A 22,982-nucleotide genomic window follows, 5' to 3' on the forward strand; every position below is an offset into this window, starting at 1 on the left:
GAACCTTAGTATCTTTAAGCTAAAGCTAACTCAATTGCATTTGTAAACAAATCTTCCAGAGAAATTCCTGCTGCTTTTGCTTGTTGCGGAATCAAACTTTCTGTTGTTAAACCTGGAATAGTATTCATTTCAAGCATGTGAGGTTCGTCGTTTACTATGATGAATTCACTTCTGGAGAAACCTTTCATTTTTAAAACTTCATAAGCACGTTTTGCTGTATCTGCTACTTTCTTGGTTAGTTCGTCAGAGATTCTTGCTGGCGTGATTTCTTGTGATTTCCCTTCGTATTTTGCTTCGTAATCAAAGAAATCATTGTCTGAAACAATTTCGGTAATTGGTAAAACTTTGATTTCGCCTTGATAATTGATTACACCAACAGAAACCTCAGTTCCGTCAAGGAAACTTTCGATGATGATTTCGTTGTCTTCTTTGTAAGCTACTTCAATGGCAATTGGAAGTTCAGCCTCAGTTTTTACTTTTGAAATTCCGAAACTAGAACCTGCTTTGTTTGGTTTTACGAAACATGGCAATCCTACTTTCTTAACGATTTCAGCTGTATTGATTTCGTCTCCTTTGTTCAAATAGTAAGAAACTGCAGTTTTGATTCCGTATGGTTTTAAAACCGATAATAAATCTCTTTTATTGAATGTTAGAGCCGATTGGTAATAATCGCAAGAAGATTGCGGCATTCCGATTAATTCAAAATAAGCCTGCATTAATCCGTCTTCGCCTGGAGTTCCGTGAATAGCGTTGAAAACACAGTCAAAAGTGATTTTTTCGCCGTTTACCGTTACAGAAAAATCATTTTTATCGATTGGGAATTCGGCATCTTTATCGTCTACATAAACCCATTTTTCTTTAAAAATATGAATTCGGAATCCGTTGTATTTTGTTTTGTCAAGATATTGATACACGACATTCCCGCTGATTAAAGATATTTTGTATTCGCTGGAATAGCCGCCCATGATGATGGCAATGTTTTTCATGTTTTTGTTTCAGGTTTTAATTGTTTACTTCGTCAGTTCGGCTAAAGCCTCGTGTCAAGTTTCAGGTTTCATTTTTTGTTACGATTGTGAAAACTGATTGTTGAATCTTTTTTATTGAGTATATTATTTTTTAATAAATAACGTTCTTATGAAACCAAGAGTTCTAGCCCTGATAGAAGCGGCATCCTTTTGTGCCGGGGTTCGGCGCAAAAGATACAGCGGATAGCAGGAAACAGCTCCAAAAAATTGAAATCAGGAATTTTAAAAAATCCAAATTCCAAAGTTCTTTGTTTTAAACAAAATTATCATTTTTTTTGAAACGAAATACTTTATCTTTGTCGCTATTAAAAATAAATTTATGAGTTTACGAAAGTATTTAACAAGCCGAGTTTTTTTCTTGCAATTGCTTGCAGCCGCAGCTATTATCGCGGTAATTGGTTATTTATTTATGCATTGGTTGACTTTTACGACCGATCACGGACACGAAATCGAGGTTCCGAATTTGTCTAAATTAACTGAGGAGCAAGTTGAAAATAAATTGGACGAATTAGATTTGGATTATGTTCTATTGGATAGTGTTGATTACAGAAGTGAATACCCAAAATATAGTGTTGTAGAGCAGGATCCGCTTCCTGGAACAATGGTAAAAGTAGGTAGAAAAATTTATATTAAAATTAATGCATCTGGATTCTCATCTGTTAAAATTCCAGATTTAATTGAAAAAACGTATCGCGAGGCAGTGCCAACGTTAAAAGCGTTAGGACTTGAACTGGGAACGATTACCTATATTCCGAACCTTGGAAAAGATATGGTATTGGAAATGCGTTTAAAAGGAAGAAATTTAAAAGTAGGAGACCGTGTTTTGAAAGCGTCTAAAATCGATTTGGTTTTAGGTGACGGAAAAGCAAGTTATGTAGATGATAGCCAGGCAGACAGTACTGCAGTGCCTGTAGAAACCCCACAAGATGAACAATAATATTGAAGAAAATTTAGATCTGGAAGACGAATTATTTGAGCATTACAGATTTGAAGTCCCAAAAGGTCAGGCGTTTTTACGTATTGACAAATATTTAATGTATTTGATTCCGAATGCCACTCGAAATAAAATTCAGAACGCGGCAACTAATGGAAATATCTTTGTAAATGATATTCCGGTAAAATCAAATTACAAAGTTAAACCTCTTGATGTGATTACGGTTATGCTGTCGCATCCACCGTTTGAAAATCATATTCTTCCTGAAGATATTCCGTTGAATATTGTGTATGAAGATGATGCTCTTTTATTGATTAATAAAGAGCCGGGAATGGTCGTACATCCAGGTCACGGAAATTATACTGGAACATTGGTAAATGCATTGGCGCATCATTTTGATAATCTGCCAATGAACAGCAGTGAGCGTCCAGGTTTGGTTCATAGAATTGATAAGGATACTTCCGGACTTTTGGTGGTTGCTAAAACAGAAGCTGCGATGACGCATTTGGCAAAACAGTTTGAAGCTAAAACTACTGAGCGTGAATATATTGCTTTGGTTTGGGGGAATGTTGCTGAAGAAAGCGGTACTATTGAAGGAAACCTTGCAAGACATTTAAAAGACCGTATGCAAATGGCAGTTTTTGATGATCCTGAAATAGGAAAACCTGCAATTACACATTATAAAGTTTTGGAACGTTTTGGTTATGTGACTTTGATTTCTTGTAAACTGGAAACTGGGAGAACCCACCAGATTCGCGCGCACATGAAGCATATTGGACATCCGTTATTTAATGATGAACGTTACGGCGGTCATTTGATTCTAAAAGGAACAACGTTTACGAAATACAAACAGTTTATCGAAAATTGTTTTAAAGCTTTGCCTCGTCAGGCATTGCATGCTAAAACGCTTGGATTTGTTCATCCAAACACAGGAGAATTAATGCGTTTTGATACGGAATTACCAGACGATTTTAAAGAATGTATCGAAAAATGGCGTAACTATGTGAAATCGCATAATACGGAAGAGGATTCTTAAATTAGATAATTAGTCAATTTGAAAATTAGATAATTTACTTTAGTATATTAAAAAAAGCTCCTTTGTGGAGCTTTTTCGTTTTAACGATAGTATTCAAGTAATTATTTAATTGCCTAATTCAATTAATTTGTCCAGTTGATCCAGTTTCTGATGACAGAAGTTCAAATACTGAAGTAGGAGCGAGGCCTTGTTCGATTCTATGTGAAACGTACAAAATAGATACGTTTGTTTCTTGTTTAATGGTATTGATTAACTGAATTACTAAATCTACGTTTTCATCATCTAAACCTTCTACAGGTTCGTCTAAGATTAATAAAGGCGGGTGTTTTAAAACGGCGCGAACAATTAATCCAACTCTTTGCTGACCGATAGAAAGATCAATGAAACGTTTTTTACGCAAATGGGTCATTTCGATTACTTCCAGCCATTGCGCTACGATATTTTTTTGGTGTGTGGTTGGTTCTGTGTAAAGTCCGATTTGGTCGAAAAATCCTGAAAGAATCATTTGTTCCAACGTATGTCCTTTTTGAAACAAATCCATCATTGCAGTGGTGTAAATTCCGATTTGTTTTTTGATGTCCCAAACACTTTCTCCGGTTCCTTTTTTTCTTCCGAATAAGAATAAATTCTGTCCAAAACCTTTCGGATTATCTCCTGTGATTAAGGATAAAATAGTGCTTTTTCCAGAACCGTTGGGGCCAATTAACTGCCAGAATTCGCCTTGTTTTATCGTCCAGGAAATGTTGTCAAGAATCTTTCTTTCGTCATAGCTTACCGAAACATTTTCTAGTCTGATTAATTCATCGTCAGGAAAAGTATGGATTTCAGTTGCTTTTGGAATTGCCGTTGTATTTAATGTTTTGAAATGATTTTCACTTTTTACAAACGGATGCAGTTCGAATGTGTTGTCTTTGATTTGAGCTTTATTGGGAACAAATTCCAATACATCAACGGTACGGTTTAAAAGCTGGATAATCGCAATATCATTGGTTAGATCTTTTAAAGAATCGGCTAGAATGACTCTTGAAGCCTGATCTAAATGATCAAAAGGATTATCGAAAATAATGAAATCCGGTTTTTGATTGATACAGTATTTTAAAAACTCTTTTTTGCGTTCACCAGAGGAGAAAGTGCGAAGCTGTCTGTGTGATTCTGGAGAAGCTTCTACGCTGTCGTATTGAAATTCTTTTTCGATGAATTTTTCGATGACAATATCAGAGAACAGTATTCCTTTTTGAGTGTTAAAAACGGCTAATTCTCCAGTTGCTTCACCGTTTAATATGTTGTCTATTAGTTTTTTTTTATTTACCTGATTTGATAAAAGTATATCCCAGTGTTGCATTGTATTCTTAAATTTTTGACTTTTTTGCCACAGATTAAAAGGATTAATCATTTGAATATTTTTAATCTGTGGCTAAATATTATTTTATTCTGCTTTTTTTGTTGCCATTTCGCGATCGTTTCTAGACCATTCGCTCCATGATCCCACATATAACTTCGGAATGGGAAGTCCAGCGTAATCCATTGCTAATAAAGTGTGGCATGCTGTAACTCCTGATCCGCAATGTACGATTATGTTTTCTTCTTTTTTATCTCCAATGACGGATTTGTATTTTTGAGCTAATTCTTCAGCAGATTTAAAGAATCCATTTTCATCTAAATTTTCAGTTAGCGGAATATTAACTGCGCCAGGAATATGTCCTGCAATTAAATCCAAAGGTTCTATGAGTCCGTCAAATCTGTTTTTGTCTCGAACATCAATCACAATATTTTGATCGCTTTTTCGAGCTTTTTCAACTTCTTCAATATTGGCTAATGGTAATTTCCATTCCTGAATTGGATAGCTTGTTTCTTGAAAAGTTTCGATTCCAGAGCTGGTTGGAAAATTAATTTGAATTGCAGTTTGAAAACCACCATTTAAAACCTGAATTTTTTCGTGTCCAATTGCACGCATCATCCACCAAAATCTTGCAGCGAAATTAGAACCATTTTTATCATCGTAAACAATAATATGATCTGATGGCGAAATTCCTAATTTTGAAAGTGTTTCTGCAAATTGTTCTATAGTCGGCAATGGATGTCTGCCTCCATTTGCTGGATTTTCCGGAATAGAAGCCAAATCCTGATTTAGATCTACAAAACGAGCGTCTTTTAAATGCTCTTTTTGATAAACTTCAAATGCATTTGAACCCGCTCTGGCATCAATTAAAATAATTTCAGAAAGAGTGAGCTGGCTTAATTCTTCAGCGGAAATTATTGGAGAAAGAGTAGTAGACATTTTTATTGTTTTTTTGAATTGCCAAGCCAAAGTAATGCATTAAGGATCATTTGGCTTTGTGTTTTATTTTCAAACGTGTACGATAATGTTTTGTTGGTTCCACCTTCATAATCAATGTCGTTATGCCCCATGTTTATGTACAGCATTTTGTATTTTTTATTGGTCCATACAACAGGATAATAACCACTGTGCCAAATTTCATGTGCTTTTGGCCCAGTTCCTAACGGAAAACTAGATTCGTCGATAGCTAGTAAAATTTCAATGTCAGGATTTTTACTTAAGTCGTTAGACCAGCGATACCATTCGTTTGGAGCTGAACTAAAAGTCTTAGGCAGATTTTTAGTAACAGGATGCTGATTTTCTACGCGTAAAACCGCCGAAGTAGGTCTCCAGGTATTACTGCCATATTCACCGGAGCCTAAAAAAGTATTGTGATACCAGTCCCAATCCTGATTATAACTCGAATTATTCAAAGCAAAAGCAGCAAAATGAAATCCGATAAAACCACCGCCATTTTCCATATATTTTTGAAATGCTTCTCGTTGCTCTTTTTTTTCAGGTCGTGTGTCCAGAAATAAAACAACCTTATATTGTGCTAAAAATTTTGCGTTTAGATTATCCCAATTGCTGGTTGAATCGTATTGAAAATGATTTTCTTCAGCTAATTTCGGCAAGTATTTATTGGCTTCATGAACAAAACTGATATGAGCTTGATCATTTTTAGCGGTATAAAAAGCAATGACTTTAAATTTTGGTTTTTCTTTTTTGTTTTGAGAAAATCCAAGGAAAGAAATGGCTAATGCAAAGATGAAAATACCTCTTCTAAAAGTGGTTTGGAGGTTTTGGTTAGAAATAATCATGAAATAAAATCAAAGATTAGCTTGGAATTTTTTCGATCAAAATTTCATTTTCAGCTTTGTCAAAATAAGTGCAGGTCATTTCGACAATATCCACACGCCATTTTGCAATTCCACATTGTGCGCAATGATTACAAAATGTCATATAATCAGTTTCGCCATGCTGATGTTTTACCAGATTTTCTATAAAAAGTTCTTTGTTTGGAAAATCGGCTACTTTTATTTCAGGGTATTTTTCTTCGGCTTCAGCGGTATAATTGTTTAATCCATAATATACAACGCTTCCATCATGAACGTAAGTATCATATCCTTTAACACCCAAAATAATCAAGTCCTGAATGTAATTTGGAAAATCTGCACCAGATTTTACTTTGGCATGTGCTTCTTTTATTTGGTCTATTGTAAACATATTTATATAGTTTTTTAGGTTAGTTTTTTTAGCCACGAATTCACGAATTATTTTAATAAAATTCGTGAATTCGTGGCTAATGAAATTATTTCAAAAATACGATTAATGCTTTTATAAATGAATCAAAAGATTCAATATGTGGTAAATGTCCAGTGTTTGGAATTTCGACCAATTTTGAATTGGGAATTGCCTTTTGCGTTTTTTTACCTAATTCGGCATAATTTCCCATTGTTTTTTGAACTTCGGCAGCAACTAAAGGTTTTCCTAAAGCCGTTTTATCTCTTGTTCCAATAATCAAAAGTGTTGGACTTTTAATGTTTTTAAATTCATATAAAACAGGCTGAGTAAAAATCATGTCGTAAAGAAGGGCGGAATTCCAAGCAACTTTATTATAATCGGGAGCAGTTGTCCAACCCGCGCCGAGTTCTGCCCATTTTTGATAATCGGCATTCCATTTACCATCGTAATAATTCGCCATTTGATACTTTTTAATACCCTCATAATTTTGTTTCAGTTCCGATTCATACCACCAGTCAACAGGTTGGTACGGCACAATTAATTTCCAGTCTTCTAAACCAATCGGGTTTTCTAAAACTAATTTTTCTGTCGTTTCAGGATATAATAAAGCAAAACGAGTTGCCAGCATTCCGCCCATAGAATGTCCTAAAATCGTTGTTTTTTGAATTCCTAAATGGTCTAAAAGTTTTTTGGTATTTTGAGCTAATTGCTGAAAAGTATATTGAAAATGATCTGGTTTTGTTGATTTTCCAAAACCTATTTGATCCGGAACAATGACACGAAATCCTTCTTTTGTCAATGCTTTTATAGTAGTTTCCCAATAAGCGCCGTTGAAGTTTTTTCCATGAAGCAGCACAATGTTTTTGTTATTGTAATTATCAGGTTTAATATCCATATAAGCCATCTTAAGTGCTTGACGCTGATTGTTTAATTCTAAAAAATGGACAGGAAAAGGATATTCGTAATTCGTTAGATTAATATCTAATTGTTTGATTTTCTGTTCTTGTGCCAAACAAAAAACAGGCAATAAAAGTATGAGGAGTTTTAAGTTTTTCATTTAAAAATGGTTTTTTATTAAGGAACATAAAATTACCGCTATGCATTTTTAAAACCAAAAAATACACTCTTAAAGTTATTACAAAAAAGCGATTGAGTTAACAATTAAGCCATTACAGCAATTATGTTAAGGGCAATACAACCAAGATCTTTGTCACCGATAATTTCCACTTTTTCCAGCGCATCAACTGGCGACATTCCTTTCGAAAATAAAAGCCATGCATCTTGTGGATTAATTTTCACGGTTGAAGTAGGATTGTTTTCTAAAGAATCAATAAATTCCCAATTGTTTTCTTTTTTAATGATGTTCCATTGTCCGCCAATTTCTGTTGTTACAATTAGACTCACAATTGTACCATTTGGAGCTTGTGTATTTCTATAAGTATGCGGTAAAGCCTGAATAAAAGTCTCTATAAACGGATTAAACAATTCTTTGGTCATCAAAGCGGGTTTTCCTACAGCATCTCTAATCTGCTGTTGATGGAGGAACTTTTCGGTATATTCTCTTGCAATATGAAACCAGTTTAACGAAGTTTCCTGTCCCGCCCAAGCCACTGAAAATATTGCATTTTCAAATGAGTTTAATGTTTGTAAATGATCCGAATATTCTTTTCCTGTGCTCTCCAGTAAATCAATTAGTACATTTGGGCTTAGTCTTTTTGTGGCATTCGTCCACGTCATATTCAGCTGATTTAGAAAATCGACCAAATCCTGATAAGAATTAATGTTTTCTGGATTTTCTCCAAAATATCGATCTCTGGAAATAGACAATCCTCTTAAATTTCCGTCTAATAAATGGGATGCAATATCTTTAACTTTCCATTTTTTTGCTACGGTTTGGGCGTTCCATTCTTCTTCTGTTAATGATTTTAAAAGATCGATTAATAAAGTGTCCAGAATAGGGAAGAGATGTAAAGTCTGAATCGGAATTATTTCTGAAGATTTCATTTCATTTATTTTTGATCAGGAATTTTGAAATCGCTGTTTTTTAGAGTCACCACACGCTGTGGATATGGAATATCAATATTATTTTCGTCAAATCTTTTTTTGATGCTTTGCAGTAAATCACAATACATTACAAAGCCGTCTGTAGAATTTTTTGCCCAGGCCCATGCTTTTAGATTGACGCTCGAATCGGCTAAAGCGACTACACGAGCCACCACCAGAGGAGTTTTTTCTTTTTTAGCTTCTGCGGTTCTGGTGTCGATAAAAAGAGGATGTTTGGCGATTTCGTCTTTCATTATTTCCAATGCTTTTTCCATATCAGAATCGTAGCCAATTCCAATTTCGATTATTTTACAGCATTTGGTATCATGCATATTGGTGTTTACGATAATCTGCGTACTAATTACAGAGTTAGGGATTATGATTCGGTTGTTTTCGGCATCTTTCAGAACAACCTGTCTCAGATTTATATCTTCAACGGTTCCGACAAAATTGTTAATGGTAATTTTATCATTGATTTTAAAAGGTTTGAAAATCACTAAAAAAATACCGCTTACAATATTGCTTAGTGCTTGTTGCGAAGCTAAACCTGCAACAAGAGAGATAACGCCGGCACCCGCTAAAAAAGAATGTCCAATAATTTTAAATTCAGGAATTTGTATTAAAGCAAAGGCAAATCCCAGAATGTAAATTATCGTTATAATTAAATGTTTTAGGAACTTGAAACCGGTCGCATCATACTCTTTATTGGTTTCTTTTTTATATAAAAAATAACGAAGTACACGATCTGTAATTGCGCCAAGAATGATTGTAATTATTGCAATTATTGCTATAAAAATACCTATTCTGAAATCTTTTATATAATCAATCATAATTTCTGATTTTGAGAAAAAAAATCCAAAAAACAAATGATCAAATATTGCTTTTTGGATTTTATAAAGTTAAGATAAAAATCTTTGTTTTTAGAGCCCTACGAAATCATCGCTTTTAGGGAAAATGCTCAATGCCTGAATCGCAATTTCAGGAGTTGGAGAAGCCAGTTTACGCAGTTTAGTGTCCATCCAGGCTCCGTCAACTGTAATAGTGGCACAAAGTGTATCATCTTCTCTTCTAAACTCGTGAATGATTGACCAGCGCGAAGCATCGGCTTTCATTTTGGATGTTTTGGTATGAATGAAGATCTTATCCGAAAGTTTTAATTCTTTTCTGAAAACACATTCTTCTCTAAATAAAACAGGCCCAAAACCTTGTGTCTGCATTACCTTTAAAGTTAGTCCTAATTCCTCAAGGATTTCGATACGATGCTGTGCACCAAAATCGTAATAAGCACTGTGACGAACGTGAAAATTTGGGTCAAGATCTGACCATCGAAAAGATATTTCTTTTGTAAATGAAGCCATTTTGTAATTGTAATTTTAATTTGAAACCGAAATTACGAATAAATATGTAAACTGGTCATAGTAAAATTTAATAACCCCGATCAGAGTAAATATTGAATTTTTGAAAAGGAATTTCTCCAAAATCTTTAACCGTAGTGAGTTTATCAACATCTGCAACTAAAGCTTCTGCATTTGGAGAAGAATCTGAATTTAATACATAATTAATATAATGATTTTTAAATAAGTACCAGTTTCTTTTTGTTTTATTATACTTGAAAGTGATAATTTGTTGCCAATGGTGCCCTCCCGCAATAGCATGTTCCATAGAAAAAAATCCATTTTTGATTGCGATTCCAACAAAAGGGTCGCCAAAAACACCAGCACAATCTATACAATAAGCGACATTTTCGTTTTTTGAAACTAATTTATAGCTTTTATCTTCTTGTCCTAACAAAATTAAAAGAGGTCTTTTATCTGGTTTTTCCTCGTTCATGTTTGAAGTTGTGGTTTCTGTTTTTTTTCTTAAAACCATAATGCAATCCTCAAATTTATCTAGATTCAGATTTCCTTTTTTCATGGCAATTACATTATAATCTTTCGGGACAAAACCTTTTAAATTCGGGTCAATGTCTTTGATTGTTTTATTAAACGTTTCATGCTCTTTGATCGTTTTTGCTGATTTTTGCTGAGAATAAATCCAGTTCATTCCTAAAATAAGAAAAAAGAAAAAAGATGTTTTTTTCATTGATATTAAAGTTTGATTAATTGAAAAATTAGCAAGAAATTTTATTAATATTTTTGAGCTTAATCTTAGAGGAATTACAATTTCATTTTTGATAATTCAATCTCTAGTTTATCAAAATTCTCTTCATTCTTATCCACAACATAAGGTTTTAATTTTTGACATTCTTCCTCTGTTTCAAAAAGCATTTTAAAAACCAATTTTGTCTCATTTTCAGAAATAGCTTCAAATGTTGTCAGGATTTGAAAAAGCGGTTTTGAGTGACGTTTCCAGGCAATAAGATTCGGTTTTTCTATTTTGATGAATTCAACATCATTTTCATAATTTCCTTTTTCGGGACCATGCATCGTAAATGTCCATTTTCCGCCTTCGCGAAAGTCAAATTCATGAAAAGTATTCGTAAAACCATTTGGTCCCCACCAGTTTTTCAAATGTTCGGGCTCGCTCCAAGCTTTAAAAACTAGTTCTTGCGGGAAACTAAAAACTCGTGTGCTTACAATTTCAGATTCTGCTGTGGTTTTGATAATTTTTGAATCCATTGTTTTTTATTCCTGAGGTTCTTCAAAGTTGTCGTAATAGGTAAAGTCTTTAGTGATTTTTCCGTTTTCAATTGTAAAAATGGTACAGATCGGCAGTTCAAATTTAGAGTTATCAGGTGCGGTTCCAGTTGAGACAAACTCTACAATAATATGTTTTTCGCCTGAAGGATAAATTTGCAGGATTTTATCGTGAACATCTGGAAACATATCGCTCAATTCGGTATATTTTGTGATGATTTGCTGATGCGATTGTTTTACAATTCCGTTTCCTAGAGATGGGTCTTTAAAATCGGCATTTTCAACATACATTTCGGCCATTTCTTTCCATTTATGCTGATTAAAAAGTTCGAAATATTCTTTTACTAGTTTTTCATTTTCGGATGAAGATACTGGAGTCATTTTTTCAGATTTTACATTATTACAGGAGGAAAAGGAGATGAAAATAATAAGAACGATTAAAATGTTTTTCATATTGGTTATTTTTAGAATAATAAAAAACTAATTTAGTAATTGTTTTTCAATTGGTTGATTTTCAGTGTTGTTTTTCTGATTGTCCTTTTTGTTTAATGTTCTAACAATCCAAGGAAGTGTAAGTCCTTGTCCAATCAAAGTAAAAAGCACAACGGCTACAGAAATAAAAATAATAGCATTTCTTTCTGGAAACGGGCTTCCGTCTTTTAGAAATCTGGGAAGTCCAATAGCGATAGCAAGAGATACTATCCCGCGCATTCCTGACCAGCCTAAAATGATGCTGTTTTTAAAATCGAGAAGTGCATCTTCACTGATTTTTCTTTTTCCTTTTTTAATTTTTTCAAAACCTTTCTGAAGATTAATTCTCTGCAGAAATATTCTAACAAATCGAATGAGTAAAGCAACAATCGTAATGATAAAGGCATAACCAATGTAAGGTAATAACATATCGCTTTCGATATCTTCTAATACATATCTAAAATTAAGTCCGATAAGGATAAAAATCAATCCGTTTAATAAAAAGATGATAATGTCCCAAAGGTTTCGTGAACTGTTTTTTAAACTCTCAGGAAATATCTTTTTGCTAAAGCGAGCAATTGCTAATCCTGAAATTACAACTGCGATTACTCCTGAAACATGTAAATGCTCCGCAATCAAATAGGTTACAAAAGGCATTAAAAGCATAAAACTAATGGTAACATTTGAATTTTTATGTACTTTTTTCAAAATGACAGCCAGAATTTTGGACATCACAAAACCAACTAGAAATCCACCTCCTAATAATAAAATAAATTGCAAGGTTGCCTGCCAGATTACAAAAGCGGATCCCATTACGGCGGCAACAGCAAATCGATAAGCTACTAATGCAGAGGCATCGTTTATCAAACTTTCGCCTTCGAGAATAGTTATGGTTTTATGTGAAATGTCAAGTCCTTTTGTAATGCTTATAGCGGCAACAGCATCAGTTGCAGAAAGAATCGCTCCCAATACAAAAGCAAGAGGCCAAGTTATATTCGGGATCAAATAATGTGCAACAACAGCAATCCAAAATGTGGTAAGAAAAACTAATGTTATTGCTAAAGTACTAATGGTGCTGATGTTTGTTTTGAAATCTTTAGGTGAAATATTAAAGGAAGCATCATATAATAACGGAGGAAGAAATAGTAGAAAAATAATCTCTGGATTAATTTCGATTTCATTCATTGTTGGAATAAAACCGATTCCAACTCCGACAATTACAAGAAGAATAGGGTAGGGCAGTTTGGCTTTATCAGCAAAGGCAGATAATCCGATAACAATGGCGAGTATAAATATAATGATGCTGTAGTTTTCCATTATTTTAGAATTCTTCGTTTAAATTAAAAATCTATTTTCTTTTAGATGTTTAAAGATTAATATATCAATTTCAGATGTTTGAAAGTTTCTATGTATTCAAAAATCTTAGTTATTATATTTATTTAACTAGTTTGTCTTAAACTGCCGAGATAAATGTTTCACAAGAATTAATAAAGTAGTTTCCTGTTTTCATAACTTTCAAGATTCATAATTTAAGTATAATAATAAGCTAAAATCAAGATTGGTAATGTCAAACTCAACATCGTAAATGAAAAATAAAAAAATCTATCCCAACCTAATCCGTCATATCCAAAAGAAAATCGAGGAGGATTTTTAGGGTTTCGTTTAAAATTCTTTTTAAATAATTCAAGGCCAATTCTTAAAATTGATAAAGAATATAATGGACAAATTAGAAATAAATAAAAATTTGGTTTTGATGAATTTGAGTTTCCTAAAGTCAATAAACCTAGAACAGCTAAAATAATTGTAAAGATATAAATTGGCCAAAATAATTTTTCATTGAAGTATAATCTTGGAAAAAATTGAAACGAAAAAGGAATTATCATTAATCCAAATAAGAAGCATACTGATTCAAAGTTCATTATATAAAGAAAGAAGGTTTTTAAGATGGATTATTATCTTCATTAAAAAACTCAGTAATAGAAGTATTTTCAAATGAATGCATTTTCTTTTTTACTGGAGTTGTTGAAGATGTTGTAGGTTCATCTTCTTTCATGGTGTTGGTTTCTGTTTCTGTTATCTCGCCTTTTTCAAAATCATAGGTAAGTCCGGAGCGACCTCCTGCACCGCTGTAATAAGCTTCCATATAATTCAAAATAAAATCTTTTCCAACATATTTAAACGTACTTAATAACGTTCCACTTGGTCCTATTCCGTAGAGATTTATGAGTAATTTACCTTTTTCAATACTTATGTCTTCTGTGTCGTAGAGTTTAAAATCGTATTCATTGTATTCTGCAGGCATGACTACATCAGAAACCTTATCTAAACGATACGATTTGTCTGTATTTTGCAAAAGAATCAACATTGGTCTTTTGGCAGTTTTTACATCTTTATGTTTTAAAACAATAGCAATGTCTTTTAAACCGTCATTATTTAAATCTCCCTCAGCATCATACTCAATTTCATAAATACCAAGTTTTGGAAGGAAATCAGTAGCTTTTTTTCCTGTTTCCGGATAGGTAACATCTGCTTCTTCAGGATTATTTTCTTCGTATTCTTCGCCATTTTCTTCAAATTCTTTATTGGCTGGAAGACTGTCAGTAACAGCAACGTTTTTTGAAGTGGTTTTGGTGTCTTTTTTACAAGATTGTATTGTAAAAACAAGCAAAAGGGACAGTATTATGTATAGGATTGAGTTTTTCATTAATTTGGGCTTTTAATATATTCTTCAAATATAAAATATTTTATGTAAGATTTTTAAAACAAAGACTTGTTAGTTTTTATCCAACTGTTTTTCTAAATTTTGAATTTCTGATCCGCCACTTAGTTTTTTGTTTAAAACAGTTCCATTTTCATCTACAAGAAAATGCCACGGAATCGCAAGTGATTGACTGCCGAATATATTTCGTAAATCGTCGTCTAACTTTTTATTAGCTCTTATATGATAGCCTTCTAAGTTATAAAAATGTGCCATATCTCGCCATTGTTTCTCTTTGGTTTCTTTGTCTATCGAAATGTAAACCATGGTAATCTTTTTAGATTTCAGCAATTCATATAACTTTGTGTTGTCTTTAAATTCTTCTTTACAGGGACCACACCAGGTTGCCCAAACGTCGATATAAAAAGGTTTTCCGTTTAAACTCTTTACCAGATCTTTTACGGAGTTTATTTCGGCAGTATTTTCTACAAATTTTACCTTCTCATTTAGCGGTTCCTCTTTTTTCTTGTGGAAAGAAATAATAGGAATAATTACGGGTTCAAGAAAATGAGTGTAAGAACTGGAAGGATATTCTTTTTTAAATTGCTCAAAAAGTTTAATTAGTTCCTGTTCGTAATTGTTATTGATTGCTTCGTAATAAATATAGGCCGCGAAATAATATTCTAACTGCAAGCCGGATAAATGTTTTTTTGCATTATCAATGTTATGGGTATGAATAAGTCCTTTTTTATTAAGTTCACTTAGAACAGCTGTATTTATCTTATCCAGGATTAATTCATTATAACGTAAATAGTTTTCTGCATAAAAATAAAACCACGGAGATTTTAAAAGTTCAGGATTGGTTACCGGATTAGATTTGAAAATTGCTGACCAGAGTTCCGAGTATTGCACTTTATTTAAAGTATTCTTATTTTGAGATTCATTTAAATAATTGATAAAGGCCACACTTCCCTGCGCTCCTTTATAGAAATAATCTCTGTCTGTTTCAACTAGACGGTAGAAATCTTTAGAAATAATCTTCTCTTTCAAAAGATCTTTAAAGCCTTGTAGTTCATTTATTCTGCTTTCTTCCAGTTTTTGTTTGATTACAGTTGGAACACTGTCTTTGCTGTATTTTCTGGATTCGAGTTCAAAATGTCCTCCCACTATCATGCTTCTGTTTGGAATCTGATTGTATAATTGCTGTCCTTTTGCATTTTTAGATTCGACAGTAAATGGATTTTTAGCATCTTCAGTGTTAATATGAACTTTATAAGTCATGCCGGGCTCAATTATTAAAGTTCCATATGATTTGTATTTATAAGATAAATCAATAAAACAGGTTTGATTCAGTTTGAGATTGATTTGAAAATTGCCTGAAGAATCCGGCTGGACAGAATCTGTAAAACCGAAATAATCAATTCCGCCAATTGGCAAAGTATATTCTATTATTTCAGGAATTTTACCGTTTATATTTCCTAAGATTTGAATACTGTTTTTGGTCTGACCTATAATCAAGGCGGGAAACAGAACGAATAAAACTAAATGGAACCATTTCATTTTTGCAATTTTAAGGATTTTTAAAGTATCTCAAATATAATTTTTTTGAGAGAAATTAAGAAGTATAATTGGGTTAATAAGTAAATAATGACATGTAAAACAGTGTTGTGCCAAAATTGTCAGGGGGCAAAAATGTCATGTTGTCAGATGATTTTTAATGTGCCAACATGAAAACTGACAATTTTATTTAGTTTTTTATATTGGCACAAAGATTGACTTATGCCACCTGAGTTATTAAAATAAAATCAAAAATTAAATATATAAAAAATGGGTAAAATAATCGGAATTGACTTAGGTACGACGAACTCTTGTGTTTCTGTAATGGAAGGTAACGAAGCAGTTGTTATCCCTAACGCAGAAGGAAAAAGAACTACACCATCTATCATCGCTTTTGTTGAAGGTGGAGAGATTAAAGTAGGTGATCCTGCAAAAAGACAAGCAGTAACGAATCCTACAAAAACGATTGCTTCTATTAAACGTTTTATGGGACACACTTTTGCTGAAACTCAAGATGAGGCAAAAAGAGTTCCTTACAGTGTTGTAAAAGGTGACAACAATACACCACGTGTGGATATTGACGGTCGTTTATACACTGCTCAAGAATTGTCTGCAATGACACTTCAAAAAATGAAAAAAACTGCTGAAGACTATTTAGGTCAAACAGTAACTGAAGCAGTTATTACAGTTCCTGCTTACTTTAACGATGCACAACGTCAAGCTACAAAAGAAGCTGGTGAAATTGCTGGTCTTAAAGTTATGCGTATCATCAATGAGCCAACTGCAGCTGCACTTGCTTATGGATTAGATAAAAAAGGAAACGATCAAAAAATTGCTGTTTACGATTTAGGTGGAGGTACTTTTGATATCTCTGTTCTTGAATTAGGAGACGGTGTATTCGAAGTATTATCTACAAATGGTGATACTCACTTAGGTGGTGATGATTTTGACCAAGTTATTATTGACTGGTTAGCTGACGAATTCAAATCTGAAGAAGGTATTGATTTACGTTTAGATCCAATGTCATTACAGCGTTTGAAAGAAGCTGCTGAGAAAGCTAAGATTGAATTATCATCTTCTGCTGAAACAGAAATCAACTTACCTTACGTAACTGCTACTGCTTCTGGACCAAAACACTTAGTGAAAAAATTATCTAGAGCTAAATTTGAGCAATTATCTGATTCTTTAGTAAAACGTTCTATGGAGCCAGTTGCTAAAGCATTAAAAGATGCAGGTTTATCTACATCTGATATCGACGAAGTAATCCTTGTAGGAGGTTCTACTCGTATGCCAAGAATCGCTGACGAAGTGGAGAAATTCTTCGGTAAAAAAGCATCTAAAGGTGTTAACCCTGATGAGGTTGTTGCTATTGGAGCTGCTATTCAAGGTGGAGTTTTATCTGGAGATGTAAAAGATGTATTGTTACTTGACGTAACACCTCTTTCTTTAGGTATCGAAACTATGGGTGGTGTATTGACTAAATTAATCGAGTCTAACACAACTATCCCAACTAAAAAATCTCAAGTATTCTCTACTGCTGCTGATTCTCAACCATCTGTTGAAATCCACGTTTTACAAGGAGAAAGAGCAATGGCTGCTGATAACAAAACTATCGGTCGTTTCCACTTAGATGGTATTCCACCAGCACCAAGAGGAGTTCCTCAAATCGAAGTAACTTTCGATATCGATGCTAATGGTATCATCAAAGTTTCTGCAACTGACAAAGGAACTGGAAAATCTCACGATATCCGTATCGAAGCTTCTTCTGGATTAACAGCTGAAGAAATCGAAAAAATGAAAAAAGATGCTGAAGCTAACGCTGATGCTGACAGAATTGCAAAAGAAAGAGCTGAGAAATTGAACGAAGCTGACAGTACTATTTTCCAAACTGAATCTCAATTGAAAGAGTTAGGAGATAAATTGACAGACGATCAAAAAACAGCTATCGAATATGCTTTAACTGAATTGAGAATGGCTCACCAATCTCAAGATCTTGATGCAATCCAAAAAGGATTAGACAATGTAAATGCAGCTTGGAAAACAGCTACAGAAGCAATGTACGCTCAAGGTGGTGAAGGTCAACAAGCAGCTCCACAACAAGAGCAGTCTTCTGGAGATAACGTGGAAGACGTTGAATTCGAAGAGGTCAAATAAGTACTGATTAATATCAGTTAACAATAAGTGCTAAACCGCTGTAAACGTAAAGTTTACAGCGGTTTTTCTTTTTTATGCATTTTTGTTTCTGCTGTTTTTTAATCGTTTTTTATCATATATTTGTACCATATTTGTACCGGCACTTAAAGGGGGACAAAGTGTCCCTTATGTACCCTTATGGTACCTTAATGGGAGACAAAGACTATGAAAAGATCTGATAAACAATGTCTTAATTGTGGGAAAGAATTCCTGCCTAAAACCGTGACTTCTGTTTACTGCTCGCATGTATGCAGTAAAAAAGCATACAAACAGAAGATGAAGCAGCTTAAAAATGAAGCAGAAATCAAAGCGCTGGTAGATAAAATACCCCAGAACAGGGCATTTATTTCTGTCCCTGAAGCTGGCATGCTTTTTGGGATTGCCAAAAAGACACTCTATAGGCTTGTCGAAAAGGGAAAAATTCCTTCAGTTAATCTGGGGACTCGCCTTATAAGAATAGACCGCAGAGTTATGGAAGAGATGTTCGGCCCTGCAAGCATCCTGCAGCAGGCTGAAAGCCCACCGAAGAAAAAATTATACAGCCTTGAAAAAGAAGACTGCTATTCGATTGGTGAAATTGCTCAGAGATTTCAGATATCTGAAGGTTCTGTCTACAGCCATATAAGGAAATATTCAATACCTACCAGGCAGATCGGAAAGCATGTATATGCTCCAAAAAGCGAAATTGATAACTTGTATAACGGAAATGATTTTATATGAAACAATTAGCAAAAACCAAGGTAACTGTGCGTCTTCGAAAAGCAGAAGACCGAGAGGAATGGTATGTCTACATAGAAAGCTATCCTGTTGAGGTTTCCGGAAAGAAAACGCCACAGAGAATCCGTGAATACTTAAACAGAACCGTAAAAACCGTGGAGTGGGATAAGCAGAGAACCGCTCGTACGGATGCGCAGGGCATAAAATCCTATAAGCCCAGACGCAGCGATAACGGAATAATAATCACCAGAAGCGAAACCGACCGCGAGATAATGCTCTATGCCGACGGAGTGCGTAAAATCAGGCAGAAAGAATATGATAATACAGATCTGTACAGTGATGCTGAGAACCTATTGGTTCAGCAGAAAGAAAAAGCAAAAGAGGATTTTATCAAATACATTGCCTCTGTGGCAGCAAAAAGGCATGCCCGAAGCTCAAAATCCATTATGATCAATTGGGAGCGGACCAGAGAGTTTTTAAAAATCTATTCCAAAGGCAGGCTGATGTTTTCCCAGATTGACGGCCGAATGGCGGAAGATTTTAAGCTGTTTCTGCTGGCTGCGCCGCTCGGAGGAGGCAAAAAAGGAATACTTTCCCGTAACACTGCAGCAAGGTATTTTTCCATATTTAAAGCCGCTTTGAAACAGGCTTTTATTGATGGATATCTAACCGTTGATTTATCTTCAAAAGTAAGAGGCATACCTGAGCAGGAATCAAGACGCGAATATCTTACCATTAAAGAATTGAACGGATTGGCCCAAACGCCCTGCGAAAAAGATGTCCTTAAAAGAGCCGCGCTTTTCTCAGCGCTTACCGGCCTGCGGCATTCCGACATTCAGAAGCTCCGCTGGAAAGAGATAAGCATGGAAGACGGCATGGCCAAACTGCATTTTACGCAGAAAAAGACAAGGGGTGTCGAATATATGCCTATTTCTGAGCAGGCTTTAGATCTCTGCGGAGAGCCAAGGCTTCCCGGGCAGCTTGTGTTTGAGGATCTGATGGACCCGTCGTGGATTTCAAGGCCTCTGAAAAAATGGGTTGAATCTGCCGGCATTAAAAAGAACATTACCTTCCACTGCTTCCGTCATACATTTGCAACACTGCAGCTGTCCAGCGGGACAGACATTTATACGGTCAGTAAAATGCTGGGGCATACCAACGTAAAAACTACTCAAATCTACGCTAAAGTAATAGATGAGAAGAAAAACAGAGCTTCGAAGGCAATACAATTGGAATCTTTAAAGAAAAGAGCGCAATGAAAATAAAGTACTTTGAATATATCACAGTTTACCTGTCTGTTTTTTTAGTCTGTGTCTTTGTCGGTGTAATTGGAAGACTGGTGCTGCTGGAAAAAGGCGCCGATGAATATACGGCCGGCGTTTTCTTTTGGATCAGCACTGGATTTGGAGTTTTAATGTTTGCAATTCTAAGTTTATTTCTAAACGATTTGGCTGAGAGATTGGTGAATTGTTTTTTGAAGGCAAAAAAAAATGAATCGCCTGAAAGTCGCATTCCAGTTGAAAACCTTGAAAAAATAGAAGAGGAGCCACAGGATGCTTTAATTAAGCCCGAAATGCCTGAAAATAAAAATGCTGTCATTGATATTCAGCAGTTAAGGGAGCAGCAGCAAAATGCAATTAAAAATCAAAAACAGGCCAGGATTGATACTGCCCTCCGTTATGCGCAGCAGGAGTTTGCGCTGTACGTGTCGGATGATGATCTGGAACAATTGGGCAGCAATATAATCATATATGCTGAAGTCCTAAATTTTGAAAAGATTAAACCGATCAAAGTAAAAGATCTGTCCAATCTGGATCTGTATCATTTTGGCTGGAATATCTGGAATTGCTTTAAAGCCAGCAGACAGGACAGAGCCGCACAATTTTTAAAGCTGACTTTTGCCGATGCTTTAAAAGATGTTGAAGAGAAAAGCATTAAAACGCATCTCAAAGATGATGAACATAAAGGTCTTATAAAGATAATAGATGATTTTACAGATTTTTAAATGCCAATAGGTATAAAGCACTGTGTTTTTCAAGTGTTTTTGCTGTGAAGAAGGACACAGCAGAAACACTTTTTTCATTTGCATCATAACTGTTAAAAACGATAGCTATGGATACAAATGAAATCTCTTTTGAAAACCTGCCCAAAGCAGTAGCACACTTAGTGAAAGAAATTGCCGAGATTAAACTTCTGATTCAGAATGTACAGGTGTATGAATCGAAAGAAAAAAGTATTCCTATTGGTATTGAACAAGCAAGCCGGCTAATAGGCAAAGCAAAGCCTACAATTTACGCTCTTGTAAGGCAGAGAAAAATTCCGTGCTATAAATATGGTAAAAAGCTGTATTTTTTTGAAGAAGAACTTTTAGAATGGATTTCTAAAGGGAAAAAGAAAACAATACAGGAAATTGAATCAGAAGTATTGAAGTATAATGATAATCAAAAAAAATAGGGGGAATAACAGACCGCAAAAATACTTATGTCACTCTGGTAGATCATCAAAAAGCATTTAATACAAAGCGATATGTTATCTGTAAATGAATTTGAACAAAAAAATCCTGAAAAATCTAAATTTTTCAGGATTTTACTTTTTATAGTGATCTCTACTGTACAAATTTCTATAAATTTTTGCGGAAGATTTGAAAAGATTGGCTATTACTAATTTGGTTTGGATGTCCTGTTGGGATTGAACTTTTATACATCAATAGTTATTTACAGCAAGTTTCAGGATCAAATTTGCTAACTTATTTGGGTATTTCTAATACAGATAGAAAATTGTTTGCAAAACCTAATAACGTCTATGAAAGATTGATCTTATATGTTTTTTCAATTTGAGAAGAAGCGTGTTTTGGTGCGAGCTGTCCAATTTGAAATACTTTTTCAATAAAGTCAATACTTTCATCCACGCAAGTATTTTCATTTTTCAAGTGGCTTGCAAAGTGGTTTGTTATTTTTTGAATGATCCTGGCGCTGATTAAATCAACCTGAGCGACATCAAAATTGCTTGTTTTCTTTCTCTGAATAGCCAATTCGCTTGCCGCAATATCATTTAGTTTAGCTTTTAACGCATGGATAGTTGGCGCATATTTTCGAGTATTCATCCATGTATTGAATTCTAATTTCATATCCTCAATAATAGCTTCTGCAGCAGGAATATGTTGTTTTCTTCTCTCAAGCGTATCATCTGTAACCTGAGACAAATAATCGAGATGTATTAAAGTTATTCCTGGAATTTGCGCTACATCTGGATTTACATTTCGTGGAATGGATAAGTCCAAAATCAGTAATGGTTTCTTTCTGTTAAGTAGTGCTTTGTCTATAGTTGGATTTTGTGCACCTGTTGCAACTATGAGCACATCTGTCTGTTTTATTTCTTCTTGTAAGTTTAGAAAATCCTTTACAATAACGTTTAGTTTACCAGCTAATTCGATGGCCTTGTTCTTTGTTCTGTTTATAAGGGTGATATGGGTATTCTTTGTATGTTTTACTAAATTTTCACACGTATTTCTGCCAATTTTCCCTGTTCCGAATAGTAAGATATTTTTATTTCTAATATCTTCTACATTTCTGATAATATATTGAACAGCTGCAAATGAAGCAGATGTGGCACCGGATGAAATTTCAGTATCTGTTTTGACTTTTTTGCTAGCCTGTATAACCGCGTTTATTAAACGATCCAGGAATGTATTGATTAAGTCCTCGCGTTTGCTATTATTAAAAGCGATTTTAATTTGACTAATGATTTCAAAATCACCTAAAATCTGGCTATCCAACCCTGTTCCAACTCGAAACATATGGTTCACAGCTTCCTGATTCTTGTATATATAAGCAACTTGCTGAAATTCTTCTACGGAGCCCTTGCTGTTCTCACAAAGTAATTTGATTAATTCATATGGATGATTGGCAAAACCATATATTTCGGTTCTATTACAAGTAGAAGTGACAATTAATGATTCGATCCCTTCTGCCTTTGCCTGCAGCAAAAGATCAGATTGTGCTTTAGTATCCAAACTAAACTTCCCTCTAATTGCTGCATCTGCTTTTTTATAACTTAAGCCTAAAGCATAAAAGGTGGTATTTTTGGACATGTTATATTTTTCCATATTAT

Annotated in this window: 23 protein-coding genes; 7 read left to right on the plus strand and 16 right to left on the minus strand. The window is 34.3% G+C overall.

Annotated elements, in window-relative coordinates; genetic code table 11:
* Positions 1-14: 14 nt before the first annotated feature.
* The gene (locus tag GSY47_RS00790; protein WP_179003279.1) at positions 15-986 is read right to left on the minus strand and encodes a D-alanine--D-alanine ligase; all 972 of its coding nucleotides are present in this window, start codon (positions 984-986) and stop codon (positions 15-17) included.
* Positions 987-1,344: 358 nt separating this feature from the next.
* On the opposite strand from GSY47_RS00790, the gene GSY47_RS00795 reads away from it, so the two are divergent.
* On the plus strand, positions 1,345-1,962 hold the full coding sequence (locus GSY47_RS00795; protein WP_179003280.1) for a PASTA domain-containing protein: 618 nt from the start codon (positions 1,345-1,347) through the stop codon (positions 1,960-1,962).
* Positions 1,952-2,995: an RluA family pseudouridine synthase gene (locus tag GSY47_RS00800; RefSeq protein WP_179003281.1), complete on the plus strand. Its 1,044-nt coding sequence runs from the start codon at positions 1,952-1,954 to the stop codon at positions 2,993-2,995. The genes GSY47_RS00795 and GSY47_RS00800 overlap by 11 nt, the downstream gene beginning before the upstream one ends.
* Positions 2,996-3,113: 118 nt before the next feature.
* Here the strand turns inward: GSY47_RS00800 and GSY47_RS00805 are convergent, their stop codons facing one another.
* From GSY47_RS00805 to GSY47_RS00870, 14 genes are all read right to left on the minus strand, one after another.
* On the minus strand, positions 3,114-4,337 hold the full coding sequence (locus GSY47_RS00805; RefSeq protein WP_219071034.1) for an ATP-binding cassette domain-containing protein: 1,224 nt from the start codon (positions 4,335-4,337) through the stop codon (positions 3,114-3,116).
* An 84-nt stretch (positions 4,338-4,421) separates the two neighbouring features.
* Positions 4,422-5,273: a sulfurtransferase gene (locus GSY47_RS00810; RefSeq protein WP_179003283.1), complete on the minus strand. Its 852-nt coding sequence runs from the start codon at positions 5,271-5,273 to the stop codon at positions 4,422-4,424.
* 2 nt (positions 5,274-5,275) lie between these two features.
* Positions 5,276-6,133 carry a ThuA domain-containing protein gene (locus tag GSY47_RS00815; RefSeq protein ID WP_179003284.1) on the minus strand — a complete coding sequence of 286 codons (858 nt, stop codon included), beginning with the start codon at positions 6,131-6,133 and terminating at the stop codon, positions 5,276-5,278.
* Positions 6,134-6,149: 16 nt separating this feature from the next.
* On the minus strand, positions 6,150-6,539 hold the full coding sequence (locus tag GSY47_RS00820; RefSeq protein WP_179003285.1) for a DUF1398 domain-containing protein: 390 nt from the start codon (positions 6,537-6,539) through the stop codon (positions 6,150-6,152).
* 85 nt (positions 6,540-6,624) lie between these two features.
* A complete protein-coding gene (locus GSY47_RS00825) occupies positions 6,625-7,614 on the minus strand; it encodes an alpha/beta fold hydrolase (protein ID WP_179003286.1) in 990 nt (329 codons plus the stop codon).
* A 104-nt stretch (positions 7,615-7,718) separates the two neighbouring features.
* Positions 7,719-8,561, minus strand: a complete 843-nt coding sequence (locus GSY47_RS00830; protein WP_179003287.1) for a maleylpyruvate isomerase N-terminal domain-containing protein — start codon at positions 8,559-8,561, stop codon at positions 7,719-7,721.
* A 5-nt stretch (positions 8,562-8,566) separates the two neighbouring features.
* Positions 8,567-9,430: a mechanosensitive ion channel family protein gene (locus GSY47_RS00835; RefSeq protein ID WP_179003288.1), complete on the minus strand. Its 864-nt coding sequence runs from the start codon at positions 9,428-9,430 to the stop codon at positions 8,567-8,569.
* A 90-nt stretch (positions 9,431-9,520) separates the two neighbouring features.
* Complete coding sequence (locus GSY47_RS00840) at positions 9,521-9,958, minus strand: acyl-CoA thioesterase (protein WP_057122622.1); 438 nt, start codon at positions 9,956-9,958, stop codon at positions 9,521-9,523.
* 67 nt (positions 9,959-10,025) lie between these two features.
* Positions 10,026-10,682: a hypothetical protein gene (locus GSY47_RS00845; protein ID WP_179003289.1), complete on the minus strand. Its 657-nt coding sequence runs from the start codon at positions 10,680-10,682 to the stop codon at positions 10,026-10,028.
* 74 nt (positions 10,683-10,756) lie between these two features.
* Complete coding sequence (locus GSY47_RS00850; RefSeq protein WP_179003290.1) at positions 10,757-11,218, minus strand: SRPBCC family protein; 462 nt, start codon at positions 11,216-11,218, stop codon at positions 10,757-10,759.
* Positions 11,219-11,224: 6 nt separating this feature from the next.
* Entirely contained in the window at positions 11,225-11,689 is a 465-nt protein-coding gene (locus tag GSY47_RS00855) for a nuclear transport factor 2 family protein (protein ID WP_179003291.1), read from the minus strand.
* A 27-nt stretch (positions 11,690-11,716) separates the two neighbouring features.
* Positions 11,717-13,024 carry a Na+/H+ antiporter gene (locus tag GSY47_RS00860; RefSeq protein ID WP_179003292.1) on the minus strand — a complete coding sequence of 436 codons (1,308 nt, stop codon included), beginning with the start codon at positions 13,022-13,024 and terminating at the stop codon, positions 11,717-11,719.
* A 622-nt stretch (positions 13,025-13,646) separates the two neighbouring features.
* Positions 13,647-14,411 carry a hypothetical protein gene (locus GSY47_RS00865; protein ID WP_179003293.1) on the minus strand — a complete coding sequence of 255 codons (765 nt, stop codon included), beginning with the start codon at positions 14,409-14,411 and terminating at the stop codon, positions 13,647-13,649.
* Between the two features lie 69 nt (positions 14,412-14,480).
* Positions 14,481-15,965, minus strand: a complete 1,485-nt coding sequence (locus GSY47_RS00870; RefSeq protein ID WP_179003294.1) for a TlpA family protein disulfide reductase — start codon at positions 15,963-15,965, stop codon at positions 14,481-14,483.
* A 267-nt stretch (positions 15,966-16,232) separates the two neighbouring features.
* On the opposite strand from GSY47_RS00870, the gene dnaK reads away from it, so the two are divergent.
* The 5 genes from dnaK to GSY47_RS00895 all read left to right on the plus strand — a co-directional run bounded on the left by dnaK (position 16,233) and on the right by GSY47_RS00895 (position 21,326).
* Positions 16,233-18,116, plus strand: coding sequence for a molecular chaperone DnaK (gene dnaK / locus GSY47_RS00875; protein ID WP_179003295.1), 1,884 nt, complete (start codon positions 16,233-16,235; stop codon positions 18,114-18,116).
* A gap of 204 nt (positions 18,117-18,320) precedes the next feature.
* The gene (locus GSY47_RS00880) at positions 18,321-18,875 is read left to right on the plus strand and encodes a helix-turn-helix domain-containing protein (protein WP_219071035.1); all 555 of its coding nucleotides are present in this window, start codon (positions 18,321-18,323) and stop codon (positions 18,873-18,875) included.
* Positions 18,872-20,131 carry a site-specific integrase gene (locus GSY47_RS00885; RefSeq protein ID WP_035688592.1) on the plus strand — a complete coding sequence of 420 codons (1,260 nt, stop codon included), beginning with the start codon at positions 18,872-18,874 and terminating at the stop codon, positions 20,129-20,131. Before GSY47_RS00880 ends, GSY47_RS00885 begins: the two co-directional genes overlap by 4 nt.
* 80 nt (positions 20,132-20,211) lie before the next feature.
* A complete protein-coding gene (locus GSY47_RS00890) occupies positions 20,212-20,877 on the plus strand; it encodes a hypothetical protein (RefSeq protein ID WP_317197885.1) in 666 nt (221 codons plus the stop codon).
* A gap of 107 nt (positions 20,878-20,984) precedes the next feature.
* A complete protein-coding gene (locus GSY47_RS00895; RefSeq protein ID WP_035688596.1) occupies positions 20,985-21,326 on the plus strand; it encodes a helix-turn-helix domain-containing protein in 342 nt (113 codons plus the stop codon).
* Positions 21,327-21,672: 346 nt separating this feature from the next.
* On the opposite strand, the gene hemA is transcribed toward GSY47_RS00895, so the two are convergent.
* Positions 21,673-22,977, minus strand: a complete 1,305-nt coding sequence (gene hemA / locus GSY47_RS00900) for a glutamyl-tRNA reductase (RefSeq protein ID WP_116751109.1) — start codon at positions 22,975-22,977, stop codon at positions 21,673-21,675.
* Positions 22,978-22,982: the final 5 nt, after the last annotated feature.

The organism is Flavobacterium quisquiliarum (genome assembly GCF_019308285.1).
Lineage (GTDB): Bacteria > Bacteroidota > Bacteroidia > Flavobacteriales > Flavobacteriaceae > Flavobacterium > Flavobacterium quisquiliarum.

What these genes read in the sequence shown, in the direction of transcription:
- GSY47_RS00790 (WP_179003279.1), bottom strand. Translation starts at nt 986, where the DNA reads ATGAAAAACATTGCCATCATCATGGGCGGCTATTCCAGCGAATACAAA.
- GSY47_RS00795 (WP_179003280.1), top strand. Translation starts at nt 1,345, where the DNA reads ATGAGTTTACGAAAGTATTTAACAAGCCGAGTTTTTTTCTTGCAATTG.
- GSY47_RS00800 (WP_179003281.1), top strand. Translation starts at nt 1,952, where the DNA reads ATGAACAATAATATTGAAGAAAATTTAGATCTGGAAGACGAATTATTT.
- GSY47_RS00805 (WP_219071034.1), bottom strand. Translation starts at nt 4,337, where the DNA reads ATGCAACACTGGGATATACTTTTATCAAATCAGGTAAATAAAAAAAAA.
- GSY47_RS00810 (WP_179003283.1), bottom strand. Translation starts at nt 5,273, where the DNA reads ATGTCTACTACTCTTTCTCCAATAATTTCCGCTGAAGAATTAAGCCAG.
- GSY47_RS00815 (WP_179003284.1), bottom strand. Translation starts at nt 6,133, where the DNA reads ATGATTATTTCTAACCAAAACCTCCAAACCACTTTTAGAAGAGGTATT.
- GSY47_RS00820 (WP_179003285.1), bottom strand. Translation starts at nt 6,539, where the DNA reads ATGTTTACAATAGACCAAATAAAAGAAGCACATGCCAAAGTAAAATCT.
- GSY47_RS00825 (WP_179003286.1), bottom strand. Translation starts at nt 7,614, where the DNA reads ATGAAAAACTTAAAACTCCTCATACTTTTATTGCCTGTTTTTTGTTTG.
- GSY47_RS00830 (WP_179003287.1), bottom strand. Translation starts at nt 8,561, where the DNA reads ATGAAATCTTCAGAAATAATTCCGATTCAGACTTTACATCTCTTCCCT.
- GSY47_RS00835 (WP_179003288.1), bottom strand. Translation starts at nt 9,430, where the DNA reads ATGATTGATTATATAAAAGATTTCAGAATAGGTATTTTTATAGCAATA.
- GSY47_RS00840 (WP_057122622.1), bottom strand. Translation starts at nt 9,958, where the DNA reads ATGGCTTCATTTACAAAAGAAATATCTTTTCGATGGTCAGATCTTGAC.
- GSY47_RS00845 (WP_179003289.1), bottom strand. Translation starts at nt 10,682, where the DNA reads ATGAAAAAAACATCTTTTTTCTTTTTTCTTATTTTAGGAATGAACTGG.
- GSY47_RS00850 (WP_179003290.1), bottom strand. Translation starts at nt 11,218, where the DNA reads ATGGATTCAAAAATTATCAAAACCACAGCAGAATCTGAAATTGTAAGC.
- GSY47_RS00855 (WP_179003291.1), bottom strand. Translation starts at nt 11,689, where the DNA reads ATGAAAAACATTTTAATCGTTCTTATTATTTTCATCTCCTTTTCCTCC.
- GSY47_RS00860 (WP_179003292.1), bottom strand. Translation starts at nt 13,024, where the DNA reads ATGGAAAACTACAGCATCATTATATTTATACTCGCCATTGTTATCGGA.
- GSY47_RS00865 (WP_179003293.1), bottom strand. Translation starts at nt 14,411, where the DNA reads ATGAAAAACTCAATCCTATACATAATACTGTCCCTTTTGCTTGTTTTT.
- GSY47_RS00870 (WP_179003294.1), bottom strand. Translation starts at nt 15,965, where the DNA reads ATGAAATGGTTCCATTTAGTTTTATTCGTTCTGTTTCCCGCCTTGATT.
- dnaK (WP_179003295.1), top strand. Translation starts at nt 16,233, where the DNA reads ATGGGTAAAATAATCGGAATTGACTTAGGTACGACGAACTCTTGTGTT.
- GSY47_RS00880 (WP_219071035.1), top strand. Translation starts at nt 18,321, where the DNA reads ATGAAAAGATCTGATAAACAATGTCTTAATTGTGGGAAAGAATTCCTG.
- GSY47_RS00885 (WP_035688592.1), top strand. Translation starts at nt 18,872, where the DNA reads ATGAAACAATTAGCAAAAACCAAGGTAACTGTGCGTCTTCGAAAAGCA.
- GSY47_RS00895 (WP_035688596.1), top strand. Translation starts at nt 20,985, where the DNA reads ATGGATACAAATGAAATCTCTTTTGAAAACCTGCCCAAAGCAGTAGCA.
- hemA (WP_116751109.1), bottom strand. Translation starts at nt 22,977, where the DNA reads ATGGAAAAATATAACATGTCCAAAAATACCACCTTTTATGCTTTAGGC.